Source organism: Streptomyces sp. NPDC033229, assembly GCF_055576875.1.
The window spans coordinates 16,230-30,537 of the sequence record NZ_JBVIQR010000031.1 but is presented as its reverse complement, the minus strand read 5'-3'; the positions used below and the strand labels follow the sequence as shown (position 1 = coordinate 30,537).

Genomic DNA, 14,308 nt, shown 5'->3' with positions numbered 1-14,308 from the left:
ATGACGACCCCGACCGCCCTGCCCGCCCCGACCGCCAGGCGGGTGCTGCCCGTCCTGGGCACCCTGCTCGCCACCCTGTTGTGCGCGCTCACCTTCGGCGCCACCCCCGCGTCGGCGCACGCCGCGCTCACCTCCACCGACCCCGCGAACGGTTCGGTGGTGCGGACGGCGCCGCAGCGGATCACGCTCCGCTTCTCCGAGGGAGTGCTGCTCAACGCCGACTCGATACGGGTCCTCGACCCGGGCGGCGAGCGGGTCGAGCAGGGCGGTCCCGAGCACGTGGACGGCAAGTCCGACTCCGCGGCCGTCGCGCTGCGCGCCGGGCTCGCAGACGGTACCTACACCGTGGCGTGGCAGGCGGTCTCGGCCGACAGCCACCCGGTGGCCGGGGCCTTCACCTTCTCCATCGGGGCGCCGTCGAAGACGACGGTGAAGGCCACGGCCACGGTCACCGAGGTCGATCCGGCGGTCGAGGTCCTCTACGACGCGGGCCGCTACGCGGCCTACGCCGGCTTCGTGCTGCTCGTCGGCGGCTGCGTCTTCGCGGGCGTGTGCCGCTCCTCGCGGTCCGTGCAGCGGATCGCGGTCGGCGGCTGGATCACCCTCTTCGCCTCGACGGCGGCGCTGTTGTTGCTGCGCGGCGCGTACACGAGCGGCAAGGGGCTCGGGAACGTCCTCGATCTCGCCCTCCTCGGCGACGTGCTGGCCACCAAGCCGGGGGCGGCGCTGCTGTCACGGCTGCTGCTGCTGAGCGCCGCGGCCGTCTTCCTCGCCGTGCTCTTCGGTTCGTACGCCCGCGAGGACGACGACCGCACGCGCGGCGAGCGCCGGGACGTCGCCTACGGGCTCGGGATCGGCGGCACCGTCGTCGCCGTCGGGCTGGCGGCGACATGGGCGATGGCCGAGCACGCGTCGGTCGGCATACAGGCGTGGCTCGCGATGCCGGTCGACGTGCTGCACCTGGTGGCCGTCGCGGTGTGGCTCGGCGGACTGGCCGCGCTGCTGGCCACCCTGCGCTCCGGCGAACCCGTCCGGCGCGCGGCCGTGGTCCGCTTCTCACGGCTCGCGTTCGCGTCGGTGTGCGCGCTGGTCGCGACCGGGCTCTACCAGTCCTGGCGACAGGTCGGCTCATGGGGCGCGCTCACCGGCACCTCCTACGGCCGGTGGCTGCTGATCAAGGCCGGGCTGGTGATCGTCCTCGTCGGCGTCGCGTACTTCTCACGGCGCTGGACAGCCCGGCTCACGGACGCCCCGGAGCAGAAGAAGACCAAGTCGGCCAAGCCGACCACGCAGAAGGTGCCGACCGCGCAGAAGGTCGGAGCCGCCGCCAAGGGTGGCGGCTCCGACTCCGCCGAACGGTCCGCACAGCTCGCCCGGCAGCGGGCCGCGCTGGAGAAGGCCGCCGGGAAGAAGCAGCGCGACGCGGACGAGAACCGCAGCGGGCTGCGGCGCTCGGTCTGCGCCGAGGCCGCCGTGGCGGTCGTGCTGCTGGCCGTCACCACCGTGCTCACCGGCACCCAGCCCGGCCGCGCGGAGGCCGAGCAGCAGCGAGCCGCGTCCGGCGCGGCGAGCCCGGCCGCGACCGGCCCGGCCGAGGTGCGCGTCCCTTACGACACCGGCGGGACGAACGGGCGCGGCACGGCCCGCATCACCCTCGACCCCGGGCGCTCCGGCCGCAATACCCTCGACGTCGCCGTCACCGACGCCGCCGGGCGGCCCGTGGACGTACCCGAGCTGGAGGTGTCCTTCACCGAGAAGGCGAAGAAGATCGGCCCACTGCGCGCCACGCTGGAGCGCCGCTCCGGCGGCCGCTGGCAGGCCACCGGCTTCCAGCTGCCCATGGCCGGCGAGTGGCAGCTGTCCCTGACCGTACGGACCTCGGACATCGACCAGGTCACCGAGATCAAGAACGTGAAGATCAACTGATGGCTGAACAGGCGAAACAGGCCGGGCGGGCTGCCCAGGGCAAGGGGGCCGGACAGGGCAAGTCCTCCGAACAGGCCGAACGGGCCGAGCAGGCCGACCACCACGGCATCAGCCGCCGCCGTCTGCTGGGGACCGCCGGTGCGGCGGGTGCGGCCGGGCTCGTCGCGGGCGGCGCGGCCGGCGCGTTCGGGGCCGAGGCCGTACGGGAGACTCCGGCCGCGCTGGCCGGCGTCGGCTCCGCCACCGTGCCCTTCCACGGCGCGCACCAGGCCGGCATCGTGGAGCCCGCGCAGGCGCACGGCCACCTCGTCGCCTTCGACCTCGCCCCGGGCGCCGACCGCAAGGCCGCCGCCGCGCTGCTGCGCCGCTGGTCGGCGACGGCGGCGGAACTGGCGGCGGGCGAGGCGCCGAAGGGCGACGACACGGGCATCGCCCTGGACGCGGGCCCGTCCTCCCTGACCGTCACCTTCGGCTTCGGCCGCACCTTCTTCGACCGCACCGGGCTGACCTCGAAGCGGCCGGCGGCCCTGGAGCCGCTGCCCGACTTCACCGCCGACGCGCTCGACCGCAAGCGCAGCGACGGCGACCTGTGGGTACAGATCGGCGCCGACGACTCGCTCGTCGCCTTCCACGCGCTGCGCCTGCTCCAGAAGCAGGCCGCCGGGACGGCACGCGTCCGCTGGCAGATGAACGGTTTCAACCGGGCGCCCGGCGCGACCGCGCGACCGCTGACCGGCCGCAACCTGATGGGCCAGATAGACGGCACCAACAACCCGAAGCCGTCGGATCCCGACTTCGCCTCCCGGGTGTTCGTGCCGGACCGCGACGGCGACTGGATGGCGGGCGGCTCGTACGCCGTCGTCCGGCGCATCCGCATGCTGCTCGACAGCTGGGACCACCTGTCGCTGGAACGTCAGGAAAAGGTCATCGGCCGCCGCAAGTCGGACGGCGCCCCGCTGTCCGGCGGCACGGAGACGACACCGGTCGACCTGAACAAGGTCGAGGAGAACGGCGCGCTCGCCATCGCGGGCGACGCGCACATCCGCGTGGCGGCCCCCGAGTCGAACCGGGGCGCGGCCATGCTGCGCCGGGCGTTCTCCTATCACGACGGCTTCCTGGACGACGGCGCCCCGGACGCGGGCCTGCTGTTCGTGGCCTGGCAGGCGGATCCCCTGAAGGGCTTCGTCCCGGTGCAACGGAAGCTGGACCGGGGGGACGGGCTGTCGCGCTTCCTGCGACACGAGTCGAGTGGGCTGTACGCGGTGCCGGGCGGCTGCGCGCCGGGCGAGTACGTGGGGCAGCGGTTGCTGGAGGGTTGACGTTCGCGATGCCCGCGGCGTCGGAAGCGTTTCGGGCACGCGTCCGTCGGCTTCGCTGTCCTCAATCGCCGGACGGGCTGAAAATCGGCCCGTCCGGCGATTGAGGACCGGGGTCCGGGGCGGAGCCCCCGGGACCACCGCGGCGCAGCGCCCCCAGGCCGGCCACGGCGGAGCCCCGGTACGAAACGGCCGTCCCGGCCGGAAGATATCGTGACGACGCTGCCCCCAAACCACCCGCGAGGAGCGCACATGTCCCCCAGCCGCTATGCCTATCTCGGCCCCGAGGGCACCTTCACCGAGGCCGCGCTCCGTACGCTCCCCGAGGCCGCGACCCGCGAACTCGTGCCCATGGTCTCCGTGCCGGCCGCGCTCGACGCCGTGCGCAACGGAGAGGCCGCCGCCGCGCTCGTGCCGATCGAGAACTCCGTGGAGGGCGGTGTCACCGCGACGCTCGACGAACTCGCCACCGGCGCACCGCTGATGATCTACCGCGAGGTGTTGCTCCAGATCGCCTTCGCGCTGCTCGTACGACCCGGCACCCGGCTCGCGGACATCAAGACCGTCACCGGTCACCCCGTCGCGCAGCCGCAGGTGCGCAACTGGCTGGCGCAGCACCTGCCGGACGCGCTGTGGGAGTCGTCGGCGTCCAACGCGGACGGGGCGCGGCTGGTGCGGGAGGGCCGCTACGACGCCGCGTTCGCCGGGGAGTTCGCGGCGGCGACGTACGGGCTCGAGGCGCTGTACACCGACATCCACGACGCGCAGAACGCGCAGACCCGCTTCGTACTGGCCGGCCGTCCGGCGCGGCCCGCGGCGCGCACGGGGGCCGACCGGACGTCGTTCGTCGTCTGGCTGCGCGACAACCACCCGGGCGCGCTGCTGGAGCTGCTGCAGGAGTTCGCCTCGCGCGGGGTGAACCTGATGCGGATCGAGTCGCGTCCCACGGGCGAGGGCATGGGGCAGTACTGCTTCTCCATCGACTGTGAGGGGCACATCACCGACCGCCGGGTGGGCGAGGCGTTGATGGGGCTGAAGCGGACGTGCCCGAAGGTGCGGTTCCTCGGCTCGTACCCGCAGGCGGGGGTGGACGCCGGGGTTCCGCCACGGCCGGGGACGTCGGACGACGACTTCGTGGCCGCCGCGGACTGGCTGACGCGCTGCCAGGACGGCCGGGCCTGACGGGCCTGCGGGCTGCGGGCCTGCGGGGGCCCGTACGACGGTGGCGCGCCTGCGGCAGTCGGAGCGTGGCGTTCGGCACAGCGCGTGGTCAGCGGTGGTCAGCGGTGGTGTGGACAGAAGATGGAGTTATCCACAGGTTGCGACTCGACCTGGGGATAAGTCGACACGGTCACCCCTCCCCGCACCCGACGAATCGGTCAAGGTCGACAAATCTCTCTAGCTACGAGTCGGCCGTCCACAGGGCGGCCGACCGCATCCACCGCCGCCTCCGCACCCCTTCGTCACCTGAACGCCTTCGAATAACCCTTTAGGGCGAGCAATTACCACCCGAATGAGCACTCACGCGACGTTTAACCGGAGAAACTTCAGCGCAGGACAGTAGAGGCGGAACGACCCCTTCCGGAATCCACAGATTTCACGCACAGCCTGTGGATAAAGAATCGGAACCTCTCGCCCCTGTGGACAACAGGCCGCCAACTCCCGCCCACCGCAAGGGGCGTCAACACCGAACGCCGCCCCTATGCCCCTTTTCAGCAAATGCGCGCGAATTCCCCGGCGCCCGCCCGCCCTCCTTATTCACAGCGTTTTCCACCCGCCTCAATATGGGACATACCGACACGAAGAGGAATATCGCGTGCGGCAGGCGCAGCCCGCAACGGTAGCCTGGAGGGGTGATTGACCTTCGCCTGCTTCGTGAGGACCCCGACCGTGTGCGCGCCTCCCAGCGCGCTCGTGGAGAGGACGTCGACATCGTCGACGCGCTGCTCTCCGCCGACGAACGACGCAGGTCGTCCAGCGTCCGCTTCGACGAACTCCGCTCCGAGCAGAAGGCGCTCGGCAAGCTCATCCCCAAGGCCTCCGGTGACGAGAAGGCCGGGCTGCTGAAGAAGGCGGGCGAGCTGTCCGCGGCCGTCAAGGCCGCCGACGCCGAGCAGGACGAGGCCGCGGCCGAGACGCAGCGCCTGCTGCTCCAGGTCGGCAATCTCGTCCACCCGGACGTGCCCCGCGGCGGCGAGGACGACTTCGTCGTCCTGGAGACCGTCGGCACCCCCCGTGACTTCGCCGCCGAGGGCTTCGAGCCCAAGGACCACCTGGAGCTCGGCCAGTCGCTCGGCGCGATCGATGTCGAGCGCGGCGCCAAGGTCTCCGGCTCCCGCTTCTACTACCTGACGGGCGTCGGCGCCCTGCTCGAGCTCGCGCTCGTCAACGCCGCCATCGCCCAGGCCACCGCCGCCGGCTTCATCCCGATGCTGACGCCCGCGCTGGTCAAGCCGCGCGCCATGGAGGGCACCGGCTTCCTCGGCCAGGCCGCCCAGGACGTCTACCACCTGGAGAAGGACGACTTCTACCTGGTCGGCACGTCCGAGGTGCCGCTCGCCGCGTACCACATGGACGAGATCATCGAGGCGGAGAAGCTGCCGCTGCGCTACGCGGGCTTCTCGCCGTGCTTCCGCCGCGAGGCCGGCACGTACGGCAAGGACACCCGGGGCATCTTCCGCGTCCACCAGTTCGACAAGGTGGAGATGTTCTCCTACGTCGACCCGGAGGACGCCGAGGCCGAGCACGCGCGTCTCCTGGAGTGGGAGAAGCAGTGGCTCACCAGCCTGGAGCTGCCGTACCAGGTCATCGACGTGGCCACGGGCGACCTCGGTTCGTCCGCCTCGCGCAAGTTCGACTGCGAGGCGTGGATCCCCACCCAGGGCAAGTACCGCGAGCTGACCTCCACCTCGAACTGCGACGAGTTCCAGTCCCGCCGGCTCTCCGTGCGGATGCGCGACGGCAAGCACGTCAAGCCCCTGGCGACGCTCAACGGCACGCTGTGCGCGGTGCCGCGCACGATCGTGGCGCTGCTGGAGAACCACCAGCAGGCCGACGGCACGGTGCGCGTCCCCGAGGTGCTGCGCCCGTACCTGGGCGGTCGCGAGTTCCTGGAGCCGATCGCCAAGTGAGGCGTACGGGCGGCTCGCGCGCGGCCTCGCCGTCGCCGCGCGGGCTGCCCACGACCACCCTGCCCGCGCCGCCACGGTGCCGCGCGGGCGGAGAAACGAAGAGGAAGACGCCGTGAGTGCCGCCCCGCCGCCGTACCGCCTTGTCGCGACCGACCTCGACGGCACGCTGCTGCGACCCGACGACACCGTCTCGGAGCGCACCCGCGCCGCCCTCGCCCGGGCCACGGCGGCCGGTGCCGCGCACATCATCGTCACCGGCCGGTCCGTCCCCTGGACGCGGGCGATACTCGACTCCCTGGACTACCGGGGCCTCGCGGTCTGCGGTCAGGGCGCGCAGGTCTACCACGCGGGCGAGCACCGGCTGCTGACGTCGGTGACGCTGGACCGACAGCTCGCCGCGCTGGCCGTCGCCAAGGTCGAGGCCGAGGTCGGCCCGCTCCACCTCGCCGCCAGCCGTGACGGCATGGACGGTGACGTACTGATCGGCCCCGGCTACCGCATCCAGGACGGCCCACTGCCGGCCGTCCCGATCACGGACCCGGCCGAGCTGTGGCTCACCCCCCTCAACAAGCTGTACCTCCAGCACCCCGACCTCGGTGACGACGAGCTGGTCGAGGTGGCCCGTCGGGTCGCCGGTGACCTGGTCGGCGTGACGATGGCGGGCGCCGGCATCGTCGAGCTGCTGCCGCTGGGTCTGAGCAAGGCCACGGGCCTGTCGCTGGCCGCGCGCCGCCTGGGCGTGAAGGCCGTCGACACCATCGCCTTCGGTGACATGCCCAACGACATACCGATGTTCGGCTGGGCCGCGCACGGGGTGGCGATGGCCAACGCCCATCCGGAGCTGCGGGCCGTCGCGGACGAGATCACGGACTCGAACGAGAACGACGGGATCGCGGCCGTTCTTGAGCGGCTGTTCGACTGACACCGACCGGCTGCCGTCCCGGCCACCGCACGGGGGCCCAGGGCCTGCGGCCGCACGTCAGCGGCCAGCAGGCCAGCCCCACGGCGACGGAGATCGCGTGGCCGAGGTCGGTGTACGTCGTCCCCCCGGTGACGAGCGGCAGCCCGAAGAACAGCGTGACCGCCAGCAGATAGGCCCACCGCCAGGGCCGGGCCACCCGGTAGGCCAGCACCCCGGCGGAAGCGGCGAGCCCGTACGAGACCCCTATGTCGACAACGTGCTTCATCGACCGGGGCACCGCGTGCTCCTGGATCGACAGCAGCAGCACCTCCTGGCTGATCAGCGTGGCCGCCATATGGGCGACGGCCACGGTCACCAGCCACCGCAGGGTGCCGATCCAGCGTTCGACGTTGGCGTGGAAGACCTCGAAGAGCACGGCGTAGAGCAGGAACGACGACGGGCTCTCGATCCAGAAGCCGCTGATGAGCAGCGACTGCAACGGGTGCTTGGTGAGCGCGTGGATGTTGCTGCTGGTGCGGTGGAGCAGGAACGTCTCCAGCCCCTCGCTGGCCGCCGCGATGACGAGGCTGGTGATGCCGATGATCAGCAGCCAGATGTGCGTACCGGGTGACGAGCAGACCCAGCGGCGTATCCGGTCGGCGGCTGTCACCATTCGAAGGTAGCCGGGCCGACGGAACTCCGCGCGCCGACGAAATCCCCCGGTCGGGCCCCATCAAGCCGTCCGGCGCTTGGGGGACACCACCGTCCCGCGCAGCCGAAACCAGGGCGTGACGGCGTTGAGGAAGCCACCGGCCCCAGCCAAAACCAGCCCGTCCGGCGATTGAGGACACCACCGGTCCGCAGCCGGCCCCATCGAGCCCGCCCGACGCTACGGGGCACCCCACCCAGCCCGTCCGGCGCTTGAGGACACCCAAATCCAGCCCGTCCGGCGATTGAGGACAGCAGTTGTAGGATGACTGGGCAACCGGGCAAGACGCTCCGCCCCAGACCCCACCGTCCGGAGGACGAAATGACCTTGAGAGCAGCCGGACGCCAGTCCCTGGTGGACACCGTCGTCGACCAGCTCCGCACCCAGGTCACCGCCGGCGAGTGGCCCGTGGGCGGCCGTATCCCGACCGAGCACGCGCTCGCCGAGCAGCTTCAGGTCGGGCGCAACACCGTCCGCGAAGCCGTCCGCGTCCTCGTGCACGCCGGAATGCTGCGCTCTAGGCAGGGTGAGGGCACGTTCGTCGTCTCCACCGCCGACCCCGGCGAGATCATGCGCGGTCTGCAGCGCGCCGGCGTGCGGGACGTGCTGGAGCTGCGCATCGCGCTGGAGGCCGAGGCCGCGCGGCTCGCGGCGGTCCGCCACGAGCCCGCCGACCTGGAGCGGATGCGCGCCGCACTGGAGGCGCAGACGGCGTTCGAGGACCCCGACGGGCAGCCCGACTCCGGGAATCTGGAGCTGTACGCGGATCACGACATCGCGTTCCACAAGGCCGTCGTCGAAGCCGCGCACAACAGCGCGCTGACCGCCACCTACGGCTGGTTCAGCAGCTCGGTGCGCGAGTCGCTGGTCACCGCGCTCGGCGACCGCGAGATGCCGCGCATCGTCCACGGCGACCACCACGCGCTCATGGACGCCATCGCCTCCGGTGACCCCGACGCCGCCGCCCGCGCCGCCCGGACCCTGCTCGACCGCCCGAAGCAGGCCGTCGAAGCCCTGCTCGCCGAACGCTGAACGGCTGAACGGCGGCCCGGCCGCCCCCGCACCACCGCACCACCATTGGGAAAGGCACCACCATGTCCGAGACGAGGTCCGAAGCACCACTGATCGACGCGGAGGAGGCCCTGGCGCCCACCGCGCCCGTGGCCGCCGCGAGACGGCGGCTGCGCGCCCATCCCGCGCTCGTGATGCTCGGCATCGTCCTCGCCTCGCTCAATATGCGGGCCGCGCTCGCCGGGGTCTCGCCGCTCCTCGGCGAGATCGGTGACCACTTCCACCTGGCCGCCGCCGCGAGCAGCCTGGTGACGACCATTCCGCTCGTCTTCATGGGACTCGGCTCGATCGTCGCGCCGAAGCTCGCCCGGCGCTGGGGCACCGAGGCTGTGCTCTGCGGCGCGCTCGCGCTGCTGTGCGGCGGCATCGTGCTGCGCGTCGCGCCGCCCGTCGTGGCGTTGTTCGTCGGCTGTGCGCTCGTCGGTACCGCGATAGCCCTGCTCAACGTCCTCATGCCGGGTCTGATCAAGCGGGACTTCCCGGACCGGGCCGCGAGCATGACCGCCCTCTACTCCACCGCGATGATCCTCGGCGCCACCGTCTCCGCCGCCTCCGCCGTGCCGCTGGAGAACGCCCTCGGCGGCTGGCAGGGCTCCCTCGCCTCCTGGGCGCTGCTCGCGGCGCTCGCCGCCGCCGTGTGGGTCCCGCAGGTGGTCATCTCCCGCCGGGGCACCGGCCACGGACAGCCCTCGGCGAACCCCGTGGCCACCGGCGGAACCGACCTCGTCCGTACGCCGCTGGCCTGGCAGATCACCCTCTTCATGGGGTCGCAGTCGCTCGTGGCGTACGTCTGCATCGCCTGGCTGCCGACGATCTTCACGGACCACGGCATGAGCAAGGCCGAGGCCGGTCTCGTCTTCGCGTTCAGCACCCTGGTGCAGATGGCCGGTTCGTTCGTCGTGCCGATGCTGGCCGGGCGCATGCGCTCGCAGCGTCTGCTGGCGGTCGTCGTGGTGCTGTTCATGGCGGCGGGCATCACCGGGCTGCTCGTGGCCCCCGTCGCCGGGGCGTGGCTGTGGGCGGTGCTGCTCGGCATCGGCCAGGGCGGTGCGCTTGGCCTCGCGCTGACGATGATGGTGCTGCGCACCCGCGACGCCCACACCGCCGCCCGGCTCTCCGGCATGGCGCAGACGTGGGGCTACCTGCTGGCGGCGGTCGGTCCGTTCGCGCTGGGCGCCGTCCACCAGGCGACCGGCGGATGGACCGTCCCGATCATCCTGCTGCTGGTGGTGTGCGCGGGGCTGGTGATGCTCGGGCTCGGCGCCGGGCGCGATCGGAAGATCTGAGACGTTGAACAGGGTGGTGGCTCCCCCCACGACCGGGGGCCACCGCCCTCTCCGCGCTCGCGGACGACATGCTCGCCGAATGCCGGACATGCTCCCGGCCCTGGCCGACCCGGCCGAACGGGACCTGCTGCGCTCCTGCGCGGCCGCCGTCCGGGACGTGGCAGACATGGGTTTGGACCGGCGGCGCGCGGTGAACTGGACGCCGGCCCGGGTGCTACAGAACGCCCCAACTCAGTCTGTCCGGCGTTTGAGGACACCACCGCGCAGCGGGGGGGGCGGCCGAGACGGCCCGCAGCCGCCTCACTCCTCCCCGGCGAGGGTGAGCGTGCGCAGCTTGCGGCCCGCGTACCAGGTGGCCGCCACCGTGACGCCGATGAGCAGGACGAGCGCCAGCGGCAGGCCGACGTCCGAGCTGATGGAACCCTCCGCGCCGATCTTCTGGGCGAGCGCCAGGGACCACTGCTGGACGCTGAGGGTCCGGGCGCCCGGGATGAGGTTACCGAAGAGCGACTCCCACACCAGGGCGTAGACGAGTCCGGCGACGACCGCGTGCCGGGTGACGGTGCCCAGCAGCAGGAAGACCGCGCTGTAGGCGATGGAGGCGACCGCAGCGGCGGCGGCGTAGGCCACGGCGATCTGCTGGCTGTTGCCGTTGAGGATGAAGCCCGCGAGGAGCGTGGGGACCGCCGAGAAGGCGACCGTGACCCCGATCGCGACGATCAGCTTGGTGAAGACGATCGTGGGCCGCTTGATCGGCTTGGCCAGGAGATAGACCACCGAGCCGTCGTCGATCTCCGGGCCGATCGCGCCCGTACCGGCGACGACGCCGATGAGCGGGACCATCGTGGCGAGCGCGAAGCCGCCGAGGACGGTGGTGGCCGTCTCGTCGTCGGCGCCGGTCATGACGCGGATCACCGCCGAGATGATCAACAGCAGGGCGGGCAGGGCGAAGAGGATCGCGGCCCGGCGGCGGCCGAGGAGGGCCCGGTAGGTGAGCCGGGCGACGGTGGGGTGGTACAGCCCGGAGGACGCTGACATCGCTGAGGGCTCCTTTCAGGCCGCGACGAGGTAGGAGAAGACCGATTCCAGCGACTCGTCGGAGGGCGAGACCGTCAGGAGGCGGATGCCCTGCGCGCGGGCGACGCGCGGCAGAAGCTCGGTGAAGCGGCCGAAGTCGACGGCCTGGATACGCAGGGCGCCCTCCTGGACGTCCACTTCGATGCCCGACGTGGACGGGTCCGCGATGAGCGCGGCGGCCAGGGCCCGGTCGTCGCTGGAACGCACGAGATAGCGGTGCGGGCGGTCCGTCATCAGCCGGCGGATCTTGCGGAAGTCGCCGGACGCGGCGTGCCGGCCCGCGACGACGACCTCGATGTGGGCCGCCAACTGCTCGACCTCCTCCAGGATGTGCGAGGAGAACAGGACCGTGCGGCCCTCCGCGCCCATCTGCCGCAGCAGCTCCATGAGCTGCATGCGCTGACGCGGGTCCATGCCGTTGAACGGCTCGTCGAGGAGGAGCACCGACGGATCGTGGACGAGGGCGGAGGCCATCTTCACGCGCTGGCGCATGCCCTTGCTGTACGTGGCGATCTTGCGGTCCTGGGCGTACTCCATCTCGACCGTGGCGAGCGCCCGCTGCGCCTCCTTCGCGCCCAGGCCGTGCAACTCGGCGTTGGCGCGCACGAATTCCAGGCCGGTCAGGAAGTCGTACATGGCTTCCCGCTCGGGGACGATGCCGATGTGGCGGTAGATCTGCTCGTTGCGCCAGATCGCCGTTCCGTCGAGGGTGACCGTGCCGGTGGAGGGGGCCAGGAAGCCGCCCATCATGTTGATGAGGGTGGACTTCCCGGCGCCGTTGGGGCCGAGCAGGCCGGTGACACCGGGGCCGATGACCATGGAGACGTCGTTGACGGCCACCACATTGCCGAACCAGCGCGAGACGTTGTCGATGCGGATGGAGCTCACAGCCCGACCTTTCGGTAGCGGCGCATCAGCAGCCCGTACGAGCCGGCGACCAGGGCGAGAAGGACGAGGAGATAGACGACGCCGGTGCCGGCCGACGGGCCGTGACCGCCGGGGAAGGCGGAGGTGGCGGAGAGGAACGCCGTCTGCACCCCGTCGACGATCGTGATCGGTGAGAAGAGGCCGATCCAGCTGACCGCCCCGGTGTTGTCCTGGGACAGCGCGATGCCCTGGATGGTGGACACGGCCCCGTAGGAGATCGTCAGCACGGCGATCACGGCGGCCACGCCGAAGCCGCGGCGCGGGGTGAGGGCCGCGACCACCAGGCCGATCCCGGCGAAGAGGAGGGAAAGCAGGGTCACGGAGACCAGTCCTTGCGCGAAGCCCTTCGTCTGGTCGGCGAAGTCGAGCTTGGCGAGCAGAGCGCCCACATAGAGCAGCAGCAGGGGCGTGGCGGTCAGGATGAACAGGGCGGACGCCATCGCCGCGAACTTCGCGGCCACGTAGTCGACGCGCTCGATGGGGCGGGAGAAGTACAGCGGGACCGTCTTGAAGCGCAGATCGCGCGAGACGGACTGCGGCGCCTGGGAGGCGACGTACAGGCCGATGACGGCCTGGAGGAGGATCGCGTACCGCGTGTACTCCAGCGGCAGCTTGTCCATCTTCGTCGCCACGCTGACCGCCACGATGATCGCGGCGGGCAGCACCATGACGCCGAACAGGATCATCGGCAGGACCTTCGACTTCGCCGAGCGCCCGAGGCCGTACGCGCCGCGCAGGCTCTGCGAGAACAGCGAGCGGCGGGCGTAGGCGCGGCCGAGCCGGGGGCCCGCGTAGTTGCGGTAGCCGATGTTGTGAATGACGTCCTGCGCCGGGGCGGCGGTGGTCTCAGGCGGCATCGGGGGCGCCTCCGTTCTGCTCGTCGCGGAAGACCTCCGCGATGCGGTGGCGCCGCTGTTCCATGCGGACCAGGCCGAGGCCGAGCTCGGCGACGGCGTCGCGGACCGTGTCGTAGGTGCTCTCGTCGACGACGTCCACGAGGAGCACCCGCCCGGAGGCGGGCGAGCCGTCCGGGGCCCGGCCCGCGGGCTGGACCGTCAGCCGCGCCCCGGTGAGCGCGGCGTGCAGCGCTGCCACGCCGTCCGGGCAGGCGTCCGTGTCCGTGACCTCCACGGCGAGGGAGCCGGTCGCCTGGGTGAAGTCGCTGGTGGAGGAGGACCTCAGCAGCGAGCCGCCGTCGATGACCACGACGTGGTCACAGGTGCGCTCCAGCTCGCCGAGCAGGTGCGAGGTGACCAGGACCGAAATGCCGAAGTCGGTGTGGACCCGCCGGATCAGGCCGAGCATCTCGTCGCGGCCGACGGGGTCGAGGCCGTTGGTCGGCTCGTCCAGCAGGACCAGCTGGGGGTCGTGGACGAGCGCCTGGGCCAGCTTGACCCGCTGCTTCATGCCCGTCGAATAGCCGCCCATGGGGCGGTACCGCTCCTCGTAGAGCCCCACGTGGCGCAGGGTGTCGGCGGTGCGCTCGCGGGCGGCGGTGGCCGGCAGGCCGGACATGCGCGCCATGTGGACGACGAACTCGGTCGCCGACACGTCGGGCGGCAGGCAGTCGTGCTCGGGCATATAGCCGACCCGCTCGCGGATCGCGCTGCCCTCGGTCGCGACGTCGAGGCCGAGCACGGCGGCGCGGCCCTCGGTGGCCGGGGAGAGCCCGAGCAGAATCTTGATCAGCGTGGACTTGCCGGCTCCGTTGGCGCCCACCAGGCCGGTCACTCCCGGGGCGATGTCGACGGAGAGCCGGTCAAGAGCGGTCACCCGGGGGAACCGCTTGCTGAGGCTTTCGGTGGCGATCACAGTCACGTGTTCGACGTTAGTGGCGCACGCCACAGGAGTCGTCAGACCAGATGGCTGGATGGGCGTAGTCCTCGGGTCTGACGTGCCCGTAGGGGAGCGGTACTCCTGGAGGGGGCGCTCTCCGGGTGCCGGGCGGTGCGTGAGGGGCGGGA

General features: G+C 71.8%; 12 protein-coding genes. 7 read left to right on the top strand and 5 right to left on the bottom strand.

Annotated features, from left to right (window positions below; translation table 11 throughout):
- The 5 genes from ACZ53N_RS25155 (at position 1) to ACZ53N_RS25135 (ending at position 7,295) form a co-directional block, all read left to right on the top strand.
- On the top strand, positions 1–1,926 hold the full coding sequence (locus ACZ53N_RS25155; RefSeq protein ID WP_469143048.1) for a copper resistance CopC/CopD family protein: 1,926 nt from the start codon (positions 1–3) through the stop codon (positions 1,924–1,926).
- Complete coding sequence (efeB, locus tag ACZ53N_RS25150) at positions 1,926–3,245, top strand: iron uptake transporter deferrochelatase/peroxidase subunit (RefSeq protein WP_469143047.1); 1,320 nt, start codon at positions 1,926–1,928, stop codon at positions 3,243–3,245. The genes ACZ53N_RS25155 and efeB overlap by 1 nt, the downstream gene beginning before the upstream one ends.
- Positions 3,246–3,494: 249 nt before the next feature.
- Positions 3,495–4,424 carry a prephenate dehydratase gene (gene pheA, locus ACZ53N_RS25145; protein ID WP_469143046.1) on the top strand — a complete coding sequence of 310 codons (930 nt, stop codon included), beginning with the start codon at positions 3,495–3,497 and terminating at the stop codon, positions 4,422–4,424.
- A 671-nt stretch (positions 4,425–5,095) separates the two neighbouring features.
- On the top strand, positions 5,096–6,373 hold the full coding sequence (gene serS, locus ACZ53N_RS25140; RefSeq protein ID WP_469143045.1) for a serine--tRNA ligase: 1,278 nt from the start codon (positions 5,096–5,098) through the stop codon (positions 6,371–6,373).
- 112 nt (positions 6,374–6,485) lie between these two features.
- Positions 6,486–7,295, top strand: a complete 810-nt coding sequence (locus tag ACZ53N_RS25135) for an HAD family hydrolase (RefSeq protein ID WP_469143044.1) — start codon at positions 6,486–6,488, stop codon at positions 7,293–7,295.
- Here the strand turns inward: ACZ53N_RS25135 and ACZ53N_RS25130 are convergent.
- Positions 7,237–7,944, bottom strand: coding sequence for a rhomboid-like protein (locus ACZ53N_RS25130; protein WP_469143043.1), 708 nt, complete (start codon positions 7,942–7,944; stop codon positions 7,237–7,239). The genes ACZ53N_RS25135 and ACZ53N_RS25130 overlap by 59 nt on opposite strands.
- A 360-nt stretch (positions 7,945–8,304) precedes the next feature.
- On the opposite strand from ACZ53N_RS25130, the gene ACZ53N_RS25125 reads away from it, so the two are divergent.
- Together ACZ53N_RS25125 and ACZ53N_RS25120 are read left to right on the top strand one after the other, a co-directional pair.
- The gene (locus tag ACZ53N_RS25125) at positions 8,305–9,015 is read left to right on the top strand and encodes a FadR/GntR family transcriptional regulator (RefSeq protein WP_469143042.1); all 711 of its coding nucleotides are present in this window, start codon (positions 8,305–8,307) and stop codon (positions 9,013–9,015) included.
- A 62-nt stretch (positions 9,016–9,077) separates the two neighbouring features.
- Positions 9,078–10,340 (top strand): CynX/NimT family MFS transporter, encoded by a 1,263-nt coding sequence (locus tag ACZ53N_RS25120; protein WP_469143041.1) that lies wholly within the window; start codon positions 9,078–9,080, stop codon positions 10,338–10,340.
- A 300-nt stretch (positions 10,341–10,640) separates the two neighbouring features.
- Here ACZ53N_RS25120 and ACZ53N_RS25115 read toward each other — a convergent pair whose 3' ends face one another.
- Genes ACZ53N_RS25115 through ACZ53N_RS25100 form a run of 4 tightly spaced genes read right to left on the bottom strand, consistent with a single transcriptional unit; the run spans position 10,641 to position 14,162 of the window.
- Positions 10,641–11,360 (bottom strand): ABC transporter permease subunit, encoded by a 720-nt coding sequence (locus ACZ53N_RS25115; RefSeq protein WP_469143117.1) that lies wholly within the window; start codon positions 11,358–11,360, stop codon positions 10,641–10,643.
- A gap of 33 nt (positions 11,361–11,393) precedes the next feature.
- Positions 11,394–12,305 carry an ABC transporter ATP-binding protein gene (locus ACZ53N_RS25110; RefSeq protein WP_469143040.1) on the bottom strand — a complete coding sequence of 304 codons (912 nt, stop codon included), beginning with the start codon at positions 12,303–12,305 and terminating at the stop codon, positions 11,394–11,396.
- Positions 12,302–13,201 carry an ABC transporter permease subunit gene (locus ACZ53N_RS25105; protein ID WP_469143039.1) on the bottom strand — a complete coding sequence of 300 codons (900 nt, stop codon included), beginning with the start codon at positions 13,199–13,201 and terminating at the stop codon, positions 12,302–12,304. The genes ACZ53N_RS25110 and ACZ53N_RS25105 overlap by 4 nt, the downstream gene beginning before the upstream one ends.
- The gene (locus ACZ53N_RS25100) at positions 13,191–14,162 is read right to left on the bottom strand and encodes an ABC transporter ATP-binding protein (protein WP_469143038.1); all 972 of its coding nucleotides are present in this window, start codon (positions 14,160–14,162) and stop codon (positions 13,191–13,193) included. The genes ACZ53N_RS25105 and ACZ53N_RS25100 overlap by 11 nt, the downstream gene beginning before the upstream one ends.
- Positions 14,163–14,308 lie beyond the last annotated feature (146 nt).